Annotated in this window: 23 protein-coding genes and 1 riboswitch; of the genes, 19 read left to right on the forward strand and 4 right to left on the reverse strand. The window is 35.9% G+C overall.

The features are described 5' to 3' along the window. Positions 1-45 precede the first annotated feature (45 nt). Entirely contained in the window at positions 46-456 is a 411-nt protein-coding gene (locus MOK21_RS21210) for a hypothetical protein (protein WP_249075945.1), read from the forward strand. A gap of 774 nt (positions 457-1,230) precedes the next feature. Then, complete coding sequence (locus tag MOK21_RS24035; protein ID WP_283164842.1) at positions 1,231-1,938, forward strand: WGR domain-containing protein; 708 nt, start codon at positions 1,231-1,233, stop codon at positions 1,936-1,938. 742 nt (positions 1,939-2,680) lie between these two features. Here the strand turns inward: MOK21_RS24035 and MOK21_RS21220 are convergent. Continuing rightward, positions 2,681-3,253, reverse strand: a complete 573-nt coding sequence (locus MOK21_RS21220; RefSeq protein ID WP_249075946.1) for a hypothetical protein — start codon at positions 3,251-3,253, stop codon at positions 2,681-2,683. 335 nt (positions 3,254-3,588) lie between these two features. Between MOK21_RS21220 and MOK21_RS21225 the strand changes: the two genes are divergently transcribed. The 4 genes from MOK21_RS21225 to MOK21_RS21240 all read left to right on the forward strand — a co-directional run bounded on the left by MOK21_RS21225 (position 3,589) and on the right by MOK21_RS21240 (position 8,750). Then, positions 3,589-3,915, forward strand: a complete 327-nt coding sequence (locus MOK21_RS21225) for an ArsR/SmtB family transcription factor (RefSeq protein WP_249075947.1) — start codon at positions 3,589-3,591, stop codon at positions 3,913-3,915. After that, a complete protein-coding gene (locus MOK21_RS21230) occupies positions 3,912-4,328 on the forward strand; it encodes an SRPBCC family protein (protein WP_249075948.1) in 417 nt (138 codons plus the stop codon). Before MOK21_RS21225 ends, MOK21_RS21230 begins: the two co-directional genes overlap by 4 nt. A gap of 191 nt (positions 4,329-4,519) precedes the next feature. Next, the gene (locus tag MOK21_RS21235; protein WP_249075949.1) at positions 4,520-7,690 is read left to right on the forward strand and encodes an ATP-binding cassette domain-containing protein; all 3,171 of its coding nucleotides are present in this window, start codon (positions 4,520-4,522) and stop codon (positions 7,688-7,690) included. 370 nt (positions 7,691-8,060) lie between these two features. Next, the gene (locus MOK21_RS21240; RefSeq protein WP_249075950.1) at positions 8,061-8,750 is read left to right on the forward strand and encodes a Dph6-related ATP pyrophosphatase; all 690 of its coding nucleotides are present in this window, start codon (positions 8,061-8,063) and stop codon (positions 8,748-8,750) included. A 318-nt stretch (positions 8,751-9,068) separates the two neighbouring features. Here MOK21_RS21240 and MOK21_RS21245 read toward each other — a convergent pair whose 3' ends face one another. Continuing rightward, positions 9,069-9,182, reverse strand: a complete 114-nt coding sequence (locus tag MOK21_RS21245; protein ID WP_249075951.1) for a YjcZ family sporulation protein — start codon at positions 9,180-9,182, stop codon at positions 9,069-9,071. Between the two features lie 404 nt (positions 9,183-9,586). After that, a complete protein-coding gene (locus tag MOK21_RS21250; RefSeq protein ID WP_249075952.1) occupies positions 9,587-10,180 on the reverse strand; it encodes a hypothetical protein in 594 nt (197 codons plus the stop codon). A gap of 270 nt (positions 10,181-10,450) precedes the next feature. On the opposite strand from MOK21_RS21250, the gene MOK21_RS21255 reads away from it, so the two are divergent. The 9 genes from MOK21_RS21255 to MOK21_RS21295 all read left to right on the forward strand — a co-directional run bounded on the left by MOK21_RS21255 (position 10,451) and on the right by MOK21_RS21295 (position 18,483). Further along, positions 10,451-10,711 carry a VOC family protein gene (locus MOK21_RS21255; RefSeq protein WP_249075953.1) on the forward strand — a complete coding sequence of 87 codons (261 nt, stop codon included), beginning with the start codon at positions 10,451-10,453 and terminating at the stop codon, positions 10,709-10,711. 96 nt (positions 10,712-10,807) lie between these two features. Beyond that, entirely contained in the window at positions 10,808-11,389 is a 582-nt protein-coding gene (locus tag MOK21_RS21260; RefSeq protein ID WP_249075954.1) for a histidine phosphatase family protein, read from the forward strand. Between the two features lie 229 nt (positions 11,390-11,618). Next, positions 11,619-11,831 carry a hypothetical protein gene (locus MOK21_RS21265; protein WP_249075955.1) on the forward strand — a complete coding sequence of 71 codons (213 nt, stop codon included), beginning with the start codon at positions 11,619-11,621 and terminating at the stop codon, positions 11,829-11,831. Positions 11,832-11,980: 149 nt separating this feature from the next. Further along, positions 11,981-12,970 carry a hypothetical protein gene (locus MOK21_RS21270; protein ID WP_249075956.1) on the forward strand — a complete coding sequence of 330 codons (990 nt, stop codon included), beginning with the start codon at positions 11,981-11,983 and terminating at the stop codon, positions 12,968-12,970. Positions 12,971-13,074: 104 nt separating this feature from the next. Continuing rightward, a riboswitch (cobalamin riboswitch) is annotated at positions 13,075-13,266 on the forward strand. 140 nt (positions 13,267-13,406) lie between these two features. Continuing rightward, positions 13,407-15,026, forward strand: coding sequence for a nickel ABC transporter substrate-binding protein (gene nikA, locus MOK21_RS21275; RefSeq protein ID WP_249075957.1), 1,620 nt, complete (start codon positions 13,407-13,409; stop codon positions 15,024-15,026). A gap of 71 nt (positions 15,027-15,097) precedes the next feature. After that, positions 15,098-16,051: a nickel ABC transporter permease gene (nikB, locus tag MOK21_RS21280; protein ID WP_249075958.1), complete on the forward strand. Its 954-nt coding sequence runs from the start codon at positions 15,098-15,100 to the stop codon at positions 16,049-16,051. 1 nt (position 16,052) lies between these two features. Beyond that, positions 16,053-16,865: an ABC transporter permease subunit gene (locus tag MOK21_RS21285; RefSeq protein ID WP_249075959.1), complete on the forward strand. Its 813-nt coding sequence runs from the start codon at positions 16,053-16,055 to the stop codon at positions 16,863-16,865. A gap of 10 nt (positions 16,866-16,875) precedes the next feature. Then, the gene (locus tag MOK21_RS21290; RefSeq protein ID WP_249075960.1) at positions 16,876-17,649 is read left to right on the forward strand and encodes an ABC transporter ATP-binding protein; all 774 of its coding nucleotides are present in this window, start codon (positions 16,876-16,878) and stop codon (positions 17,647-17,649) included. 12 nt (positions 17,650-17,661) lie between these two features. Beyond that, positions 17,662-18,483: an ABC transporter ATP-binding protein gene (locus MOK21_RS21295; protein ID WP_249075961.1), complete on the forward strand. Its 822-nt coding sequence runs from the start codon at positions 17,662-17,664 to the stop codon at positions 18,481-18,483. 89 nt (positions 18,484-18,572) lie between these two features. Here MOK21_RS21295 and MOK21_RS21300 read toward each other — a convergent pair whose 3' ends face one another. Beyond that, the gene (locus MOK21_RS21300; RefSeq protein WP_249075962.1) at positions 18,573-19,484 is read right to left on the reverse strand and encodes a C40 family peptidase; all 912 of its coding nucleotides are present in this window, start codon (positions 19,482-19,484) and stop codon (positions 18,573-18,575) included. Positions 19,485-19,871: 387 nt separating this feature from the next. On the opposite strand from MOK21_RS21300, the gene MOK21_RS21305 reads away from it, so the two are divergent. The 4 genes from MOK21_RS21305 (at position 19,872) to MOK21_RS21320 (ending at position 23,227) form a co-directional block, all read left to right on the forward strand. Beyond that, entirely contained in the window at positions 19,872-20,237 is a 366-nt protein-coding gene (locus MOK21_RS21305) for a DUF2089 domain-containing protein (RefSeq protein ID WP_249075963.1), read from the forward strand. Between the two features lie 13 nt (positions 20,238-20,250). Next, the gene (locus MOK21_RS21310) at positions 20,251-20,640 is read left to right on the forward strand and encodes an SHOCT-like domain-containing protein (protein WP_249075964.1); all 390 of its coding nucleotides are present in this window, start codon (positions 20,251-20,253) and stop codon (positions 20,638-20,640) included. 10 nt (positions 20,641-20,650) lie between these two features. Beyond that, entirely contained in the window at positions 20,651-20,932 is a 282-nt protein-coding gene (locus MOK21_RS21315) for a hypothetical protein (protein WP_249075965.1), read from the forward strand. A 633-nt stretch (positions 20,933-21,565) separates the two neighbouring features. Continuing rightward, positions 21,566-23,227 carry a hypothetical protein gene (locus MOK21_RS21320; protein ID WP_249075966.1) on the forward strand — a complete coding sequence of 554 codons (1,662 nt, stop codon included), beginning with the start codon at positions 21,566-21,568 and terminating at the stop codon, positions 23,225-23,227. Positions 23,228-23,448: the final 221 nt, after the last annotated feature.

A 23,448-nucleotide genomic window follows, 5' to 3' on the forward strand; every position in this document is an offset into this window, starting at 1 on the left:
GGGAATTTTTACAAATTAGAAACTCAAGATAAAGGGGAATGAATTATGCAAGATATTCGACCAACGTCACGCTGGCGCTACGCTAAAAGAAAAGAAGAGGAAGAATTTACTGCTGGATTGATTGAGAAAGATGACTGTATTTACGCGGAATTGTTTCCAGATAGTTTTATTCATCAGACGGAAATGGTGCTAGAGCAGTATGCAGCATCTATTGCGAAACTGCCAAATCACCCAGATAGCTATCCTGCAATTATGAAATCTATTGAAACGGCGGTACTTGCCCTAAATGAGATTAATGAAGTAGGTGGAGGCGGATTAATTGAAACTGGAGAACGAGAGGAACTTTGCGACTATTTTGACCAAGTGCTGATTCAGTATGGACTTGATATTGATGACCTTACTAAAAGTCAGAATCTTGGACGTTATGAGTTAACAGATGTTTGGCGTGAGTGGTAAGTAGAGGGAGGTGTTCCTTTTGCTTGAATTGACGAGTGCAGTATGGGGAAATCTGACAGGATCAAAAGGCTCCGGAGAGAATGTACCAGCGTTCAGCGATTGAAGCAAGCATACGACCAAGAAACAGTTGATGCGCTTTTTGAAGACTATTTGTTTCATCAAAAACCATTTATACAGTTACCTATGCGGCTGTTTCTTATTTGATGCAGATAGCTTGTTCAACGAACTATCCCGAAGTGCAACATCATTTGTTTATTATCTGCGGTATTATTGAAGCGAGTCGCGGTGATAGTGGCTTTCCGACAGCTTAAAAAATAACTTGACGAACATATCGGAGTAGATATTTACAATAGCTATATTGAGGCAATATGTGAGATGGCGTTATTAGGAAAAGATGTGCGTACCTACTCAAACTACTTTGGATGATAACGTTGAAAAGCGATATGTTCCCGCCGCAGATACAACTTTTGGTCAATACTTCTTCTATTCATAAAATAACATTTAAACTTGGGAATAATAAGTTAATTGACAACAAGAAATACGAGATGACTCTTTCTTTATCACTTAATGCCTTTGACTATGGCATCTATAAATTGCATTAATTTACCAATATGAGGAATATTTCTTAAAGTATCAATTGATAAAGTGTGATTTTAATGATTATGCGCAATTTGGTGAATAGATTTAAAAACAGCCTTTCTACAACAAAAGAGTGTGTAAAAAGTATTACGAAAGTTTGAAATAAAGACAACACAGGAATGGATGAACAATTAGATGAAAAAAGCTTTTACATATCAAGACGAAAAATCAAATAAATTTTGGACAATTGATTATTTTTGCATGACAATATGTGTTCATTACGGAAAAAATGGAACGATTGGGAAGTATGATATGAAAGAATTTGAGTCACAAGAAATTTGTGAAAAAGAAGCCCAAAAGTTAATTGCCAGTAAAATAAAAAAAGGTTATCAAGAAAATCCTACATTTGATTTTGATAATTGTCTTTACTTTGATGTAGGAGAATTTGGTCCACATCCCAAAACGTCACATCCTCGTTTTGTCGCTCATTTCACAGAAGAATTTTATTATGATTGTGGTGATGAAGAAGCACCTTTTGGTAGTGATGAAGGGTCTGATACACTTTATGAATTGGAAGAAGTCATAAGAAAGAAGCGCATCATTGACTTTGCTACTTTCCCGAAGCATTTAATAGAGAATATATGGGGAATGCATTATATATCAATTGACACATTGGATGAAAAAGCTATACGTGATATGGCAAAAGAGCATGAAATGGATATGATTCAAAGTGACATGATTACCTATGCAACAGCCTTTGGTCAAATTAAAATTACTGGTAAACTAGATACAACTTTAAAGAAGAATGCACTTTTAGCATTGAAGCGTCTTGCTATCATGTATTCTGATGGTCAATTAACGGAAACACAGCAAACAATGTATAATGATTTACTTACGTTTTAAATGAAAGTTAACAAGAAATAGACGATCTTGCTTAATATGGGACGGAAATAATAATGATGAAGATTATCAATAATATATGTTAGAGACTCTTAGTATGGCAGCTGTTGAGGAAATAACAAACGAAGAATTGTTGATGTGTTGCAACCGATTTGTATTCAGATTAGTACGAATTAACAACATCAACCCGACTGTGTTTTTGACTTTTCTCTATAAAAATTATTATTTGCTCTCACATGCATGATTAGGGAAAGGGAATAGTTTAACCTTCCCTAATCATTTTAGAAAGTATCACTAGAGCAAGATGTATTCTTTCGCATTACCAGTAATACGGTAATTTTATACGGAAAATTTAGCAAGCAAACTAGATAATACTTTATTGAAATTTGCTCCAAACTTTGAGACTTGGGCTACAGCACTTTCGTCGCTTTCATATAGATGAGAAGTTATCTTTGCGAAAGCTTTCGGGTTATTAATATTGAACTTAGCTACATGCAATTCAATCCAACTACTAATAATAATCTAATTCCTGCTTGTCAAAATCAAAAAAATCGAGCTATCAAATGGGGATAAGTGTCAATGAGGCTTAGACTGTTATTGATACTTCAAGTACTTAGAGAATCAAAACACAGCACAAATTCCAATGAAAAAGTATTTTATTGTTGGTTTGAAATAAAGTTTGATCATTTTCTACCTAGTAATTCTAAAACAATCGTGCACGATAAAGGAATAAGCCTTCATAGGATTAACGATACGATTTATCCATCCTTTTTCTTTTATTTAAAATGAAAAACACAACAATGCCAATGGCTACTGCCACTGTAGCCCAAATATATATTTGATTTCTAATATGTTTATCTATTAAATTAACTTCTTCAATTTGGGGCTGACCTTCTCCAAGTATTTCCAAATCTTCCTGTGAAGAACTCAACACATAGGTACGATTACATATGGTAGATATAAGCGATTTTGTCCCGTACATAATAGATTCGTTAGCATAAACCAAATATTCTTCTCCCTTTATAAAATTATATCCACAATCTCCTCCACCTTGACCAGTAGTAATGATAACTTGTGATTGTTCAACACCCTTCCAGGTGTTCGTTACCTCAAAAAGAACTGATTTAGTTGTATCTCCTTTTAAACTTTGTTTTTCTTTTATATCAACAACTTTCCCACTAAATATAGCTTTTGAAAGTTCAAATTCTTCTTCTACACTTGGTAAATATGCACACGAACAAGCACTTGTAATCGAAGGAAAAGAGCCTATCGTAAAAATGAAAGCCAGAATTATCATTGCTTTCTTCAAATTAAACATCTTAATTTCACCCACTATCACATAGATTTAGCGCTATTTTGTAATACATTACTAATATTAACATAAAAATCTATTTTAGCTTGTTAATGATATTCCATAATATGGTCTTATTGTTAGAATGTAATAATCCATCTTGTCTATGCAATTGTATCAAACCTTTTTACAAATCATCAGACTTTATTACAATTGATCAATCTTATTTTATATCTACATTTATTCATGATAAGAGAATAAAACTTTTAGCATTATCACAAAATAAAAATTGACTGGACACTAAATGGTGTCGTATAATTGAGACACCATTTAGTGTCCAATTTATAAGGGGGAGGGGGATTTTGAGCGACAAGACTCAAGAGCGTGATGTTTATGCTGCTATTGCTGATCCAACAAGACGTCAATTAATACGCTTGTTGGCAGATGCGGAAGAATTACCTCTTCACGAATTAACGTCTCAATTTCAAATGGGGCGTACAGCAGTTTCTAAGCATTTGGCTATCCTTAAAGATGCTGGTCTCGTAATTGCTCGAAGGGTTGGTAGAGAAACGAGGTATCGGTTGAATGCCGGTCCATTGAAGGAAATTCAAGATTGGGTATCGTATTACGAAGGATTCTGGAAAGAAAGAATGGCTATATTAAATATTTTATTGGAGGAAGAAAAATGAAAGCAGATGTATCTTTAGATTATCAATTTACAAGTTCAATTGAGAAAGTTTGGAACGCATTAACGGATTCAGACACGCTTGCAAAATGGATTTGGAAAAATGATTTTAAACCAATCGTAGGACATAAATTCCAATTCCGAGCTGAGCCAAATGAATGGTGGGATGGAATTGTCAATTGCGAGGTGCTCAAAGTGGAAGAACCTCATACATTATCTTACACTTGGGCAAGTGCCGGAGAAACTACTACTATTACATGGACGTTGACAGAAGGTTCAGATGGAACTACACATTTACATCTTGATCAAAGCGGATTCAGTGAAGCAACAAAAGCTCGTCAAGGAGCAATCGAAGGAGCTAAATACGCTTGGATTAACAATGGTAATCAGCTCGAAAAAGTATTAGCCGAGCAATAAAAATAAATGATTTTTTCATTTGCTATGTAAGCTTTTCAATAATAGCCTTTTTAGCAAGTAACAAAGAATTAACACTATGACGCTTTTCGGAATATGGAAAGCGTCATTTTATTTGTCATTTCATAAACATAACAAAAATAGTTGAAGTTGTGCTAACATGACAATACTAGATTTGAATGGAGAGATTTCCGATGAAAATAAATCAATTAATTGCTAATAATATAAATCGTTTAGATGTCGACTTGCCGGAAGATCAATCTTTAGGAATTGCTGGATTGTCCGGATCTGGTAAAACTACATTTTGTCAAACAATTGGAGAAGAGTCCAAGAAGCGTCTCGTTTCTTTATTGCCAAAGGCTGAATATCAATATTTGTTTTCTAATATTATGGAAACGAATTTTAGTGCCATCAAGATGAAGGAAATGCCTCTAGTACTTTTTCTAGGGAAATCATCAATTTCCGCAAATCCACGTTCAACGGTTGGTACCCATACAGGCGTTTTCAAAGAAGTTCGTGATCGGCTTGCAGAAAAGTATGATCTATCGCCAGAGGTTTTCTCCTTTAATAATGCATTAGGATGGTGTCCGACATGTAAAGGACGTGGGACAACCAAAAATGTGGAATGTAAAAAGTGTGGTGGCAAGCGTTATAGTCCAGAGGTTGAACAATATAAGCTAGAATTATGGAACCAACCACACAGTATTTCCGATATTAACAATTTAAGTATGGAAGAGATTTATTCCCTTTCAGAGGAATTAAATATAAGCGAAGAGAGACAACATATTCTTCAAAATATTATCAATATGAATATTGGTTACTTAACGTTAAATCGAATTATGGGTACCTTGTCTGGTGGGGAGTTAACACGACTGTACTTGGCAGAATTTATGGCAGCTAGTGAAAATACCGTCATTATTATTGATGAAATTTCTGTTGGCCTTGATCACCAAACGCTGTTAAAAATTTTAGAACAGATTAAACAATTAGGTTGTAAAAATCAAATTTGGCTTATTGATCATTCCGATACGGTGCTAGATACAGCCGACGAGCAGCTGTTTTTTGGCCCTGGAAGCGGAAAATACGGTGGGAAAATTGTCGATGAATCACCCCGTCCAGAGCCAGTATACTCGGAACGAAATCAAGCAATACCTGCAGAATATTATCAATTTAAAGATCTTTACTGTCGTAATATTGAACTAGCTGAAATTCAGATTCCTAAAAATAGACTTATAAGCGTTACAGGTGAGTCTGGCTGTGGGAAATCGACCCTTGTCAATGAGTGTATCTCGAAGGATTTCCAAAAACGATATCCTAAAGATAAATTGGTTATGGTAGGACAAGACAGAAACCAATCGATTACTAGCCGATCCACTGTTGCAACATTCCTTGACATTAAAAAGAAAATAACGAAATACAGTGACGAAATCGACGATATTTTTCAACGTTCCATTGAGGACATTATTGAGGAGCTTCCGAATGAAGACATCGCTCATAAACGCTTAAGTTTACTGATCAAGCTAGGTCTTGGTTATTTGACGTTGGAAAGAAAAACACAATCCCTGTCGACTGGTGAATTTCAATGTGTTCATCTAGTATCTGAGCTGTTTTCAAACGCAAGAAACCCGCATACGCTATTTATTTTTGATGAGCCTTCAAAAGGTTTATCACAAAATATTTTAAACCAATTCATTGATAGTGTGAGGGATATTCTGCAAGATGAATCTGTCTCTATTATGATGATTGAACATAATGCCTACATGCTAAAAAGCTCTGATTTTATCGTAGATTTTGGAAAACGTCAGCAAGAACCCGTTCGCCATCTTGATGTTGTCAGCCATGACGATTATTTCAGTCAACCTAACAAAAATTATAATGATGCTGCGTTGCCTATATCTTCTACACTAGATGCGAAAAACGGCATTCATTACTTAGAAGACAATCATATTAGCTATTTTAAAAATGCCGAAAATATTTATAAAGGTGGTATTTTAAAAAGCTTATCATCGATGGCCCGTTTAATTTATGGAGAATACGAATCCGCAACCATCGCACCCGTCGTTACCATTGATCTCGAAAGACATTTGTATAGTCAATATAGTTTTCTTTATGAAATGGCTGGTTTGATCAACCATATTGTCGCTGCACATCCGACGAATAAAGATACGAGAAGCTTTGATTTCTTTAGTCAAGAAAATCATTGCCCAAGCTGTTCTGGTCGCCTGCAAATTGAAACATTTGATATTGATTTAGTCATTCAAGACAAAACAGTGCCATTCTGGGATGGCTTATTGCATCCAGACGTCATGGAAGTATTAAAATATTATCAATATCCGAAATTACAATTCCTTTTTGATGAGATTAAAAATGAACTTGGTCAAGATATTAGTAAAAGTTACAATGAGATGACAGAAGAAGAAAGACGTACGTTCCTATATGGTTATTGGGAAAAATCATTTTATGATAAAGCAAGTAAGTCTTCGAGAAAATGGGAAGGCTTTAATTTTATCCTTGCACGCTATATGGTTATTTCGAAATCAATGATTAAAGAGCAAATGAAAGCTTCAAAGGAAATGATTGCTTGTCCAATCTGTCAAGGAGCCGTACTAAACCATAAGAAAAAGTTAACTTTTGGGGACACAGATATTCGTGAGCTGATTCATCAACCACTCGATCAAGTTATAAAAACAGTAGGAAATTTACCAGAGCTTGAAAAACTAAAATCAATAGTAGGTGGCGATATGACTCTTACGGAAGATGTCTCCTTACTTCCTAGAGACACACAAGTATCGTTGAAAATGCTGGAATTAGAACTAGCAAGCTTTTCTGGATATGAAATCGTACTACAAAATGCTGTACCGTTCTGGAACAACATTAAAAATAATATCGATGTAATCAGCAGGTCAAACCTAGTGACGATTTGTGATTTTGCCAATATAGCCGAAACGAGAGAAACTATTATTGATAAGTATTTCACGAATGGAAAATACAAAAAACTAACATACGTCTATGAAGCATTTGGCTATAAAAAAATTGTTACACAAATAAATAAAGTCAAAGCAAGTCATAAATGTCCATTCTGTGGTGGAAAAAAAGTGATTTCGGAAGACAACCTCCATGATGGCGTCTATAAATTATCAGTACCATGTGTTAGTTGCTTTGCAAGTGGCATCAATGATGAAGGTCGTAAAGAAATTGTCGATGGTGTAGACGTACAAACTTGGCTCACTGGTAAAGTCAGCGATGTTGTGGCTGAAAGCTTACGAACGGCGGATGTTGCAGACATCCCAATATTCAATCGTATTCGTGAGTTGAACAAACGAGATATGATGTCCATTTATCAATGTCTTGAGCAAAATAGTTAAATCAAGCCATATTTTAAAAATAAACTCATGTGCAAAAATAAAAATTGCACATGAGTTTTTGATTGTTGAAAAGATAAGGTCCTATCAATTAAAGTATGCATCTTCGGCAAAACTGGTCGTTGATTTCTGTTCCAACTGGGTGCTTTGCTTTTGCTAATATGGATAAAACCTCTAAATTCGTGGATAGAGCTGCCAGAAATGTGGATTGAATCCCTAAAGTTATGGATAGAGCAACCAAAATCGTGGATAGAACCTCTAAGCGGCTAGATTTGCCCGCTTCTAAAGCGCTGCTATATTCATCTAGATTCCCTTTGTTATTTTGTTTTTATGTTATTCTAGGAGAAGCTTAGAATAAAGGAGAAAAAGATGAATGGCGGAAATAGTGGATTGGAAAAATAATGCTCAAGGACATAAATTTATTGCTTCTTTTAGTGGAGGGAAAGATAGTGTCTTAGCTCTATATAAAGCAATGAAGGTTGGAGAAGCGGTTGGACTCATTATAATGATGGAGGAAGAAGGGGAACGTTCAAGATCCCATGGAATGCCTCCAGCACTCATACATGCTCAAGCTAATTCTATAGGTTTACCAATTTATACTGCAGCAGCAAGCTGGACAGATTATGAAAAAGTATTTATGAGTCTTTTAGAAAAAGCTAAAAGTCAAGGGGCAGAAGTTTTAGTAACAGGTGACTTGGATATGCCTGAACATGGGTGCTGGCATGACAAGGTTTCGAGGAATGCTGGATTAAAACTAGGTATGCCTTTATGGGAAATGGATCATCGCGATGCTGTTGAGGAGTTCATCAATCTAGGGTTTGTAACGATCATTGTCACTGTTAACTTATCACTAGGTATGCGAGAGGACGATTTAGGCCGTACATTAACACATGAATACGTGAAGGAGCTCGAAGCTCGGGGAATTGATCCTTGCGGAGAAGGTGGAGAATTCCATACAACTGTTTTAGATGGGCCAATTTTCAAACAGACCATCCCTGTTCGTAAATGTGAGATTATTAAAAATGGTGATTATGCTTTTTTGCCTTTGGAACTAGATCAATAAACACGAAAAATAACAGGGGACATCTTCTACATTGAAGCGTGTCCTCTGTTTTTTTACTGCTTGCAAAGAATGATTACGCCATTGACTATGTATGTAAGAGTTAAAATGTGCTTTCTCCATTGCTGAATACGCTAATAATTTTCTTATATCTACAAAACGTCACACTCAGTTCATAGGCGATGTGACTCAACAATAGACATTGATTGAAGAAAATATTGAAGGGTCACCGGAGGATAGTGACCCATTCGTAAAGATTAGAAGGGAAAAGATACGTTTATTTATTCTAAAAATCATGGGCATTGGAGGCGGTATTGGGTATTAATAGAATCCGATGAAGCTAGTGCCGACAATAATCAATAGAATAAATAGAACAACGATCAGCGCGAATGCTGAACCTGAACCATAACCTGTGTTACCGCAATATTCAGACATAGTATATACCTCCTTTCTACAATCTATAATATGAATAGTTGTGAAAAGGATTTGCGATATTTAACTACTTTAAAATTTTAAATTTAAAAAAGTTCACGTGATTAAATCATGATCCTAAACTATAGTGATGTAAGACTAAATAAACTGTATACATATGTATCACCATTTTGATTCGTCTAGACGTTCATATAATTGTCTGTATATAAGTGTTTACACAAAAGAAGAATCTTCAATAAGACTGTACAATAATCCACTTCAGAAATAAATTATTCCAAGACATAAATAACTTCGAACATATATTTAAAAATACCCCTTCAAATGAGGAGGGGTATTTGTTTTGTTTAGGGTGTTGTCATTTTACAAATTGGCAAAGAAGATTATTTTAATCCCCTTTGCCATGAAATTTACTTTGGTTGAATGTATTCCCCTGTAGATGCATTAAAGCCCGCTGCTTCCATTTTTGTCTGGTCATTATTCCAACCAATGACTATTAAGAGGGGAATATCTCTCTCAGTATCTTTACTAAGCATAAAGTTATATCCTTTACCCCAATCTTTTCCGGGATAAATATAGCCCATACTCCGTGCTTTTTTAAGCATTTCTGGTGAATCATACTTAATATCATTTATTTGTATAAACTCTTTTTTAGGATAGGGGGAAGTGCCATCTACCGTATAATCATCAGAATGATCTATTTTCCCCTCATGAATTGTTACTACATATGACTTATTGGTATCTGGCACTCCAAATAGAATATTCCAATTCTTTCTTTTGCCGTTACTTCCAATTGACGTCCAAGGCTTATCTAAATCTATATTGATGGCCATTAATAATTGAGCACTTTTATCCCATTTCAATGCTGCGGGATTTGCTAATTCAATCGCTTCCACTATTGATAATTCTTGCTGTTCATCGGCTTGGACGGAACTGGCTGATACTATCTCAATAGAACTAACTGTAACGAACAACAATATCACAACAAAAGCTAATTTTTTCATTTTTTCACGTCCTTTTTTAGGTATATTGTTTCCCAGCCTTGTTCAATTATTCTGAGGCGTTAAATCAATGAGCAATTATTTGTGAAGAATTCTTCAACTGATAAAAAGGGATGTAACAGAATACTATGAATAACCTATAAAAATTTTAAACAGGAGTGATAAATTTGAAATTTACAGCGATTCCGGCTTTTTATCAGCGATATTCATTGTTTTATCAGCGACATGGTACCAAAATAGGCTTGGCTTTCCCAAAGTTTCTGTTATGTAGCAGTGATAACACTGCCAGAGGGGAATGTAGTATTACTCCTTGTAGAAACAAAAGATGACACATCTGCAGATTTTTTACGCGATGGTCGCCCGTATCAAACTGTTACGTTGAATTGTCCAGACCTTGAATATACACATCAAACATTAAAGGAAAATGGTGTAGAAGTTACCGAAATTGTTATACGTGGAGAACATGCAAAATACTTTGTCTTTACAGACCCTTCAGGTAACCATATAGAGGCAGCTTGGTCTAAATGGGATTAGGAAACTAAAAATACGCTTCCCAGGTAGAATACTTAAATCTTTTAGTGAGCCATCCAGAAAAACGTAATTTTATTTGTTAAGAAGAGTGGTGATAAAGTGGAATTGATATTCATTCGTCATGGCCAAGGTGAACACACTCTAGCTATACCAAATAGTTTGCATGTGAAAAATCCTTCATTAACAGCAAAAGGAATACGTCAAGCGAAGTTATTAAGGGGAAAATTCACCTTAACAGAGGAAGATATTATATTTATTAGTCCTCTTAGAAGAACGCTGGAAACTGCACTAATTTGGAGTTTGGATGTTGATTGTCGGAAAATCGTAAGCCCGTTAGTATCCCCACGAATATTTCCTTTCCATCCAAATGGAAAAACATTGCCTTGCGATATCGTCATTAATTTACAAACAATCAAAAAAGAATATCCGAATCTGGAAATGGATATGAATGTGCCTGCTGATTTGTGGTCTGGTGGTATTAATACTATGCCTGAAATCGATTTCAATATCATAGTTCAAGAATTTATCGCAAATTTGAAATCGCTAAATAAGGATAAGATTTATATCGTTTCACACGATGGTACGATCACCGCATATCGCCAATTTATTTCTGGGCGAAGTTTATCCAGAAAGGACTTTCCTGATGAAACAGGATGGTTTCAAATTAATGTTGACTTATAACGATCACTTTGAGATGTCTGTTCTAAATGAATGCCTTTCAGCAATACAGGAGCTTTTTTTGAGATAGGGCGCATATAAGAAAAATACGAATAGAAATATAGCTTGCAAAAGCAGGTTATGAACACATACCCTTCAGACAGCAGTTTCGAAATAGCAGTCTGATTTCCATAAGGATAATGTAGAAGTTACATTATGCTATATAACCCATTCTGTGAATGGAAGCCTTATTATGAACGAATTAACTGAATGGATATGGCGAGCAGACTCCCTTTTACCTGAAAGTTTTATGTTGCACGGAGTATCAGTAAAAGTCTTTAACCCAAAACAACTTTTGGCGGAAAAAGAAGTCTATGAACAAATTGGTAGGAAGCCTCGACAAAAGGATATAGAAAACAAAAAGGTTTTGCAGCGTATAATAACTAATCAGAAAATTATGAAGTAACACACCTGAAGTAACTCCTGCAAGAATCAAGCTTTAGAAGTCAATGACAGTACTAACGGAGAAGGGTTTTTCAGTTTCCTCGGAGTTCTTCAGAAAGATCAATTAGTGAGACTAAAATTCATTTCTCAAGTGAGGTGGAGTTGCAAACTATGAACGCTAATGAAAATCAGCGAATTCTCTATGCGATTTTCGAGAATGAAATAGAAATGCCAATCCTAGATATAACCCATCCCCTTTTTAAAGCAAGTATTGATCATCAGGCGTATCATTTGAGCTGTCTTAAGTCAGCTCGGAGCATTGAATCATTAAAGAAGATGCCTAGCTTTATCCTCAACATCTTTGTAAAAATGTCTAATGTCGACAATTCCTATCTTAGCGGAATGCGTACTTTGCTGTACAAACTTGGTCCCAACTTAAGCCGGGGGATTAAATTAAGTTTCCAGGACAAGTGGGCGGTGAAGCAAACATCTTTCATGGGACTTCGGATTAGGCTGAGGGACCTTTGTCAGCGCCAGTCTGAAATTTTGCTGCCTCAGCTCAAGCAATTCCCTGATCGAAACCTTTGTTTCTTCAATATTGCTGGGGGAGCCGCTACCGACAGTATCAATACCCTGATTCTAATTCAAGAATCGGAGCCGGAATTACTGAAGGGACGGAAGATTGAAATCAACATTTTAGATATCGATACTTACGGTCCCAATTTTGCAAAACGGTGCATCGATGTTTTGAAGCAACCAGGGGAACGCTTTCATGATCTTGACATCACCCTCAAAACTATTCATTATGACTGGAGCCAACCGGATGCATTACTAAAGATGAGTTTAGAACGTTCCGACTGGATCCAACTCTGTTCATCGGAAGGTGGTCTTTTTGAGTATGGTTCAGATTCAGATATCATCGAAAATTTAAATCATTTCTATACAAACTCCCCAGCGAACGCTCGGATTACGGGTTCATTAATTTTCGACCGAACAAATGTAAATCCGGGATACCTTGGTTTTACAGAGTTTATTGGCGTGCAAATCCGATATCTTGGACTGGAGGGATTGCAGCGAATTTTAACCCAAACCTCGTGGGTTTTAGAAGAATACCATGAAATTGAAAATATCTATATTCTGTTTTCTTTGAAGAAAGCGTGACTTACAATAAAAAGAAGTTATGTTAGTCATTATTTCGAGAATATTATTATATTCAGAAAATAAAATTGACGTGAACATTTGAGCATGATATGTTTAATACTAATTTCATAGCAATCATTACAAGTTTGAGTGAAAGATCTTTCATTCAATTAAATGGAAAATGGGTGTAAATCCCATGCTGTCCCGCAGCTGTAAATGAGGAGTTTTGTTTCAAATACCACTGAGTTATGACTTGGGAAGGTGAAGCAAAATAATGATTCATGAGCCAGAATGCCTGCTTGTAAGAAGATTCATTGACGATCTACGAAAGATAGGGAGATGGATGGAGGCTTACTTTAAGTAAGATTTTCTGTCCTTATTCTTTTGGAATAAGGTTTTTTTATGCCTTCTTTCTGTAGATTCTTAGTGCACCACGAACAGAGATAGGAGACAGAAAATGAAATTGACAAAGTATTTACTTCCTTTCATGCTTGTTTTGACCTTCAGTTTACTCGCTAGCTGTACGAGCACAGATAATGAAAAGGGAGAGACAGCATCGAAACAGCAGACAGACGAAAAAATGATAACGGTTGGCTGGCCACTAGATGTAGGGCCATTAAATCCCCATACATATTTACCAAATCAAATGACAGCACAAGCAATGGTCTATGAATCATTGGTTGAGTATAACGATGATGGGACAATTACGCCGAAATTAGCGGAAAGTTGGGACATCTCTAAGGATAAAACGGCTTATACTTTCCATTTAAGAAAAGATGTGAAGTATTCAGACGGAACGGCTTTTAATGCAGACAATGTAATTCGTAATTTTGATGCAGTACTAGCCAATCGTGATATGCATGCTTGGATGGGCATGGTCAACCATATTGTGGAGGTTGTAAAAGTGGATGATTCTACTATACGTTTGAAATTGGATGAACCCTATTACCCTGTCTTAAATGAACTTGCTTTTGTAAGACCTTTCCGTTTTTTAGGGGATAATGGATTCCCTAAAGGGGATGCGACGCAAAATTCAATCAAAGCGCCTGTTGGTACAGGCCCATGGGTATTAACCGATTACAAAAAAGACGAATATGCCTTATTTAGTCGAAACGACAACTACTGGGGAGAAAAACCACTTGTTGATAAAATAAAAGTAAAAATCATTCCTGATTCAGAATCGATTTCGTTGGCCTTTGAAAACGAAGAATTAGATTTGATTTATGGTCGAGGCATTATTAGTTTAGATAACTATACGTTTTTAAAAGATAGCGAAAAGTATAAAACCACAACATCTGAACCTTTGTCAACGCGAGCGCTGCTATTTAATACACAGTCAGGTCCGTTAGCAGAATTAAAAGTACGTCAAGCGATTCAATATGCAATCAATAAAGAGCAAATGGTTGAGACGATTACAAATAGTACAGAAAAGGTTGCGAATACACTATTTTGGGATGCTATTCCTTATGCCAATATTGATTTAGCGCCAATAATAAATAATCCTAAAAAGGCGCAACAATTGCTAGACGAAGCGGGATGGAAGCTACAGAAGGGCGAAAAAATTCGTACTAAAAACGGACAACCGCTCACATTAGATTTAATTTACATTGCAACAGATGCGATTCAAAAACCAATGGCGGAATACATGCAAGGTGAACTAGCAAAAATAGGCGTACAGTTGAATTTAGAAGGCGCAGATGTGATGGTAGGTCTGCAAAAATTAATGGATGATCAAGTTGATATTAATTTCTGGCGTACAAATGGACCACCAACAGATCCACATAGCTTTGCTAATGAATCAGCTACACCAAACGCTAATGGTGTCTATGAAGCGAAATTAGGCTTACAAAATGCCAAAGAAATCGATAATAAAATCCATCAATTATTAGTAGGTACAGATGAAAAGGAGCGAGTGCAACTGTATACGGATATTTTAACAATGTTCCATGACCAAGCACTATTCTATCCTATATCTTACGAAACAAATACCGTGATTTATCAGCCATATATGAAGGATTTTGCTCCACGTGCCTCTGAATATGATATTCCATATGCACAAATGGATAAAGAAAAATAAGTATAGAAGAGAGAGTATGTCGATCAAAGACAGCTCTCTCTTTATCATAGGATTGATGAGGAAGTGACAGCATGTATGAATCGACATGGATGTTTTGTTTAAAAAGAATTTTGACATTGCCATTTGTATTATTGGGCGTATCCATCCTGACCTTTGTATTTATTCGTTTCGTTCCAGTAGAGCCTGCTGAGGTTATGCTTAGAATGGCAAGAGTTGCGCCAACAGCAGAAGCCATTCAAGCATTACGTGAAGAACTGGGGACAGACAAACCTTTTCTTCTTCAATATTTGCTTTGGGTAAAAGGCATTTTGCATTTAGATTTTGGTACATCCTTTGTTAGTAAATTACCAGTAGCACATGAGCTTTTCGCTAAATTACCCGCAACCATTGAATTAGCGGTTGCGTCATTTGTGCTTATTTTAGGATTAAGTCTGCCATTAGGGATCATAAGCGCGTTGTATAAGCATTCCATCATCGATAAAATCATTAGACTATTGACTATTATGAGCATATCCATTCCAACATTTTGGTTAGGTTTTTTATTACTTTATCTATTTAGCTTGAAATTAGGCCTATTCCCGACAAATGGAAAGGGCACACTAGCCCATCTAGTTTTACCTGCATTCACATTAGCTTTACCGACAATTGGACTGTTCGTCCAGTTTATTCGTTCAACGATCATTGAAGAATTACAACAGCAATATGTTCAATATGCTCAGCTAAGGGGATTAAAAAATTCTGTTATCCTCGTCCGCCATGTTTTAAGAAATGCCATTATACCATTAACTACTTTGTTAGGTATGACGCTTGGTAATTTACTAGGTGGTGCAGTCATTGTGGAGCAGGTTTTTAGTTGGCCTGGACTAGGTAGGTATTTAATAGAATCCATTATGAACAGGGATTATCCAGTTGTACAATGTTATGTAATAATTATTGCTGTCATCTATGTGCTTGTAAACTTATGTACAGATGTATTACATCGCCTATTGGATCCTCATCTCATGATGAAGGGTAGGAGAGCTTAAAGTGAGCCTTGTACGAAAAGAAAATGTATATGTTAAAAGATTATTTAGTTTAACGTTACTTTTGATCATTGGCTTGCTTGGACTGTTTGCGCCAATTATAATGCCCCATGATCCTTTAGCTATCGATATCTCAAAGAAATTTTTAGGTCCATCTTTGGACTATCCATTAGGGACAGATCATTTAGGAAGATGTGTTTGGTCACGAATGCTTTTAGGTATTCGCTATTCTTTAGGATCGGCGCTCATCATTCAAATAGTAGCCATTCTTTTAGCTGTTCTACTAGGTGCTTTTGTTGCACTGAAGAGAGGGTTAATAGATTTTTTATTTATTCGAATATGTGATATTTTATTAGCTTTTCCGACACTTGTTCTTGCATTTGGACTTTTAGGTTTATTAGGTCCTAGCTTAAAAAATGTATTCATTGCCCTTATTTTTACGCAGCTGGTTTATTATTCGAGATGGATTAGAGGGTTATTTATCGGGATGAATGAAAAAGGTTTCATCCAAGCAGCAAGAATTAGCGGAACTTCAGGAATCAAGTTAATTATGCGCCATTATATCCCTAATCTACTGCCACCTATCGTAACAATTGTTGTATTAGATATAGGAAAGGTTATTTTAGAAATTGCAGGCTTCTCGTTTATTGGACTTGGCGTGCATGCCCCGATCCCTGAATGGGGCATGATGGTGAATGAAGGAAAGCAATATATCCGCCAACATCCTGAACTAATGCTTTATCCGGGACTTGCCATCGTCCTCGTTGTGCTATTACTGAATCATTTGGCAAGTAGTTTCAAGAAGCTTGGCCAGTAAAGGGGAAATTATGGAGAAAGTTTTAGAAGTGAAAGACTTAACGGTAAAAATCGGGGAGAAAAATATATTAACCGCTATTAATATGACTGCCTATAAAGGGCGTGTCTTAGGGATTATAGGGGAAAGTGGTAGTGGAAAAACAATGCTTTGCCACGCCATCATGCAATCACTACCGGCTGTGGCGCAGATTACAGAGGGTCAAATCTTCTATCAGCAAGAAAATTTATTGAACGTATCAGCCGCTAAATTAAGAGCGTATCGCGGCAGGCATCTATCTATGATTATGCAAAATCCATCTACAGCTTTTGATCGTATTCAAACGATTGAAAGCCATTTTCGCGAAACATTAAAGGCTCACTTTGCGATGTCTAAAAAAGAAATGAGACAGATTGCTCTTGATGCCATGTATAAAGTCAATTTACCTAATCCAGAACAGCTTTTGCGCTATTATCCTTTTCAATTAAGCGGAGGAATGCTCCAGCGGGTGATGATTGCTTTGTCATTGGCGATTCAAGCATCTCTATATATTGCAGATGAACCAACGACAGCTTTAGATACAGTCAATCAAAAACAAGTATTAACACTATTTGATCGTATTCGCTCGGAAACGGAGGCTGCTATTATTCTTGTAACACATGATATAGGTGTGATTGCTGAACTAGCTGACGACGTGGCCGTGATGTATCAAGGCGAAATCATTGAGTACGCGAATGTCTATGATTTTTTCGATGCACCTCAGCATCCGTATACAAAGAAACTTTTACAATCAAGAATTATGTTTTAGAGGTGAAAAAATATGACGTTGCTAGAAGTGAGAAATATTGAAATGCATTATGATCAAAGACCAAGACCGTTCATGTTCAAACGAGGACAGGAAGCACCTGTATTACAGAAGGTAACATTTTCACTTCAGGAAGGCGAATGTTTAGGAATCGTCGGTCAAAGTGGTTCGGGCAAAAGTACGTTAGGTCGGATTATTTTAGGAATTGAGCGACCGACGAAAGGTGAGGTTCTTTTTCAAGGGGTTAATCTTTACGAAACGACAAGCAAGCACAAAAAAATAATCCGTAGAGATTTACAGACTGTCTTTCAAAATAGCTATCATTCATTTAATCCGAAGCAGACGATTTTTGAAATAATAGAAGAGCCTTTCCTTAATTTTGAACATTTCAGTAAAACAGAGAGACAACATAAAGTAAGGGAATTGCTAGACTGTGTGGAATTAGGGAGGACCATTGACCAAAAATATCCTTCGCAACTGAGCGGAGGGCAACAGCAACGTGTCAACATCGCTAGAGCTCTTGCTTTAAACCCAAAATTGATTGTATTGGATGAAGCCATTAGTAGTCTTGATATGATCTTGCAAAAGCATATTATACAATTACTCCAAAGCCTTCAAAAAGATAGGCACCTTGCTTACATTTTCATTTCTCATGATTTACAAGCTACACGTTTTATGTCAGATCGCATCCTCGTGATGCAAAACGGTCAGCTAGTTGAGGAGATTGCTAAAGATGGAGCATACAAGCATCCCGCATCTCTAGAACTATACAATGCTATTTTGCCCTCGCATCCTCGAGAAAGAACGATGAAACATAAAAGATTTTGTAATGTTTAAGTCAGTACAATTAGTACTGGCTTTTTTATAGGTGAAGCAAAAGAACAAAAAAGGCATTTCATCCATAGATGAAACACCGTTTCTTAAAGTTATTGCGCTAATCGCTTGATAAAAGTATCTAATTGTACGAGTGTGACATTGTCGTTCACCCCGAAAGTATTATTACCTTTACCAACTGTAATTTTATTGGAAGAGAGAATGTTTACATAATTGTAAGCCCAATGCGTACTTGGAACATCAACAAATTGGAGTGCTGTTCCTTGTTGTTTTAAATGGAATGCTTCCACTAAAACTTTTGATAATTGAGCACGAGTCATAGGTGAATTAGGATTAAATTTTCCATTGGCATCACCCGAAAATACGCCGATTTTTTTTAGTGCTTCTGCAGCACCAGCATATTTAGACGTTGGTTTTACATCTGGAAAACTTGTATTCGTGTTACTAGTATCTAAATGTAATTGATTAGCCAGTTTAAGAGCAACTTCTCCACGCGATGCATAAATGCTAAAGTCGACTTCAGTACCTTTTACTTCGCCCGTATTTTCAGTGAAGTTTGCTACACGTTTTGCCCCTACGTAACGAGATCCCCAATAATATGGATCATTAATTTTATCGATTTTAACGCCAGAACTTGTAGTAGCTGAAATAAAATTATTGTCCCCTATGTATATGCCAACATGGGAAACACCACTTCCCGACGTATTAAAAAATACAAGATCTCCAGTCTTCAACTGAGCTTTAGCAATCGCAGTACCTTGCTGATATTGAGCTGAAGATGTACGTTGTAGTGAAATCCCTAACTTAGAAAAAACGATTTGTGTATATGCCGAGCAATCTACGCCTGTATTAATATTAGTTCCTCCATATTGATAAGGAACACCTATATATGCTTTTGCTGTATTTGTTAAATCTGTGAATGTTGCGGCTTTCGCCTCATGAACACCCATGCCTGTGAAGAACATAAACGATGCGAAAATGGGTAGTAATATTTTTTTCTTCAATTAAATCTACTCCTTTCAAAAAGCTTTCGACTTTTACTTTAGTAAGAATAGCATGAAACAGGCATGAGTTATTTTTCAATAATATTACCGATTACCTTTAAAGAGCAAAATTGAAACCTTAATTTTAATTGTGTAAAACTCCTGCAATAATCGCGGACAATTTTACCAATTATAATCAGAAGGATTGGATATAAAGGGGCAAAAATGCTATTTTGGATGTTTTATCTAAATAAAAATCCGTTTATTAAAAAAAGAAACTAGATAATTAATAATCATTAACAATAAATTAAAATTATTGATTAATTTTATTATAAAAATCAATTTTATTGTTAACATTTTTAATTTCTTGTTGTATAATCAAATCAACTAAAAGAAAGGAATGTCATTATGGCTTATAAAGTAATCACAAATTGTCCTGTCTGCAGTAAAACATTGAAAATTACAAAGTTGCAGTGCACCCATTGTCATACGACGATTGAAAATGAGTTTGAATTATCAAAGCTGGCATCCTTATCGAAGGATCAACTTCATTTTGTAGAAGTATTTTTAACATGTAGAGGAAATATTAAAGAAGTTGAAAAAGAACTAGGGATTTCGTATCCAACGGTTCGAGGCAAGCTAACAGACATCATTTCATCCCTTGGGTATGTGCAGAAGAAGAAAAGCGAAGTAGACGAGAAAAAAGTAGTGACTATGTTGGAAAATGGCGAAATCACAGCAGAAGAAGCCATTAAACTTTTAAAAGAAGAATAAGGAGGAATTGATCATGAAAGAGGAGATCGCAAGAGTATTAACAATGGTTCAAGAAGGTAAAATTGATGCAGATAAGGCCTCAGAACTGATTCAAGTGTTAAAACAGAAAGAAGAAACAGATGATAACCTATTAGAAAAACCAACTAAATATTTAGATAAAACTTTAAAAGTTCGTGTTGTATCCGCTGAAAATGATAACGTGACAGTCAATTTACCGTTAAAGCTTGTCAAGGTTGTATTAATGGCTGGACATAGTATCGCAGCGAGTATTCCTCAATCGGAAAAATACGTGAAAGATATAGACATAAACCTTATTATTGAGGCAATCGAAAATGAACTAGATGGCCAAATTGTTGATATTAAATCGGCAAACGGAGATACCGTTTCGGTCATTATTGAATAGTGATGTGTTTATGATGCATGTAAAAGTGAAAACAAAAGATGTTCGCTTGAGCATACCAGTTCCATACGCTTTCCTAAACATCGCTATTGCCATTTTGTCATCAAAATTTGTTCAGCAATCTGCAAACAAATGGACAAAAGAGCACTTCGAAAGAAAAAATATAGACTTTACCATCCCGCGAATAGACAAAAAAACGCTAAAGCCTATCGTCAAGGAACTGAAGAATTATAAAGGGATCGTACTTGTGGATGTCAAAGCTAAGGACGGTACTGAGGTTAAGGTAAGACTCTAATTTATTTTTAATTAGGCTTATGATCTGAATTGGAAATACAAAACAAATCTTCAAATAGGATTCCTTTGATCGCATTCGGTACTCCGAAAATGTGAATCAAAGGAATTTTTTTATTTTCATTTCTTCATTATAGTTCTCATCCCGTTAGAGGAAGGAAAAATCATAGAATAAATCTTATAGAAATTTTAGAATTGCTACTTGATTGTATCATGCTCGAAATATTACTTTGTTCATGCAATATTTTACCTGCATCTGTGATCGCTATTTTTTCCCTAGACGATCGAACAGTGGAACGCTGATGGCTGAACGTCTGATAAACTATGGCAAACGCTGATAAACTTCTGACAATCGCTGATAAAATAACAGAATCGCTGATAAACCTTCGACAATCGCTGATAAAGTGAACAAAATCGCTGATAAAATAACAGAATCGCTGATAAATCCTATTTTAATGTTACAAAGATTTCTCAAACTAAAGATAGAGCATTGTACTAGCTTAAATAATGAGTGAATCTTTAGTTAAATTCTCAAAACTTAAATATATAATGTCCGAAAAATTGTTTTTCTTATTTACCACTGGTATAATTTTGGTAACTTTTATGTAGAAGAATCGTTACATTTTGGAGGGACAGTTTGTTTAAAAGAAAAATCTGGAGTGGCATTTTATGTTTCGCGTTAGCCGTCATGATTTTAACTTCATGGCCATTAAAAGAGGATGACTATAAAGAAGTTGAACCTAAAGACAGCGTTTCCCTAGAATTACCAAACTCCGCACAATTACATTTGGAAGCCAATGGTTTACTACTACAAAAAACCAAAAGTGCAAATAACACAAATATTCATTCAACGGATCAAACAACTTTCTATAATTTATTTGAAGATGGGGAAAACAGGGGTTCCATTAAGGTCACTGTACGAGAAATCGATAATGGGGATTTCTTCATTTTCACTCAATTACAAAACAAAAGCAGCAAAGGTTATAGTGCTTCAATATCGTACCCAATCAGCGGAAATATAAAGTATGATTTAACAGATTTCGAACGTCAGGAAATACAACATGAGCATGATCATGTATACGGAGTAGATCCAACCACTTATCCTATTGGTCTGTTAAAAGTAAAGGAACATGAAAATTTAGTGACTAATATGATGATCAGCCGAAACTACATATCGAAAGAACTGATTACCAACTATGAGAACGGGGACAAGAGTGTAGTCCGGGAATTGACGAGTGAAAATAAGGACATGAAATTAACGAATGATGATAATGGCCTTACTATAACTCTTCCACTTCAATCAGAAGGAAATGATTTATCTGAAAACTGGCTGTTAGTGTCACAAAAGCCACTGTTTAAAAAAGAAGAAGTGCTCGATGAATGGATTAGCCAAAGTACAAAACAGTATAAAGATACGAACAAATGGTATACAGCTGAAGGGCCCTATTCAAAACTCCCATGGTCGATCGAACCTGAAACAAAATTAGGATATGGGCGAAATCTAGTGAGGATCCAAGATAAAAAAGCCTTAAATTACTTTGAAACTACGCAGGAGCGATACTTCTACGATTTGCTATTAAATTCTGTTGCGAACTTATTTATTTTTCAAGGGGATAAAAAAGGCTTATGGGAAACGGAATATACGAGTACATGGTTAAAAAAAGATTACGGAATCCAAGCTCCCTATACCGATACTAGACATAACGAGAATGTCGCGCTATTCCTAAAAAAAACAGGAGACATGCTTGGCATCAAAGAGCTCAAAAATTCGACCATCACTTATGCAGACTTTTTGGTCGATCAGACGAAAAACGGCAACATAATCGAAGTTCCAAATGGTGGTTACCTGGTGACCGATTATTATTCTCCCCAGCAGACAAAGAAGACACATACATCGTTAAATCATGCGTTAGGAGAAATGAACTTCTTACTAGAATCCTATCAACAAACAAAAGAAAAAACCTATTTGGATGTAGCCCAAAATATGAGACGGGGTGTTGAAAACATTGGTGAAAAATGGTTACGAGAGAATGGAGATGTGTGGTATCAGATGAATAGTGATTTCACTTTTGAAGGAATTGATTATCCTCTCTTAACGTTAGAAGACTTACTGAAGTCTCAACAATCTTGGGAAGCTGTTGGAGAACAACGAAGTGAACTGTTTGATCGGCTCATTCGCTCAAAAACACGATATCTCGTGAATAGTAATCAGGAAATTCTTCGACCAGTAGCGGACCTTCTTACCAACCAAGGATTCGGGGATATCATCGAAGGATACAAGAATATTCCTAAGTTTTAATAAACCCCATTATGCAAGAAGCTATTTTGATTGTCTTTTTCAAAATAGCTTCTTTTGATTTACCTATAAGTTCAAAAAATTAATCTAAAGTCAAAATTCTAGCTTCCTATTTGACAGTGTTTACACCAGCAGCGAGTCCTATGGCAAGGAAACAAGCTGCTATACCTAGCCTATGCTTCTATAAGTGATGATAAAAATAGTGAAGAGCAGTCCGCCCACAG

It is taken from the genome of Lysinibacillus sp. BPa_S21 (assembly GCF_023337795.1).
Classification (GTDB): Bacteria; Bacillota; Bacilli; order Bacillales_A; family Planococcaceae; genus Lysinibacillus.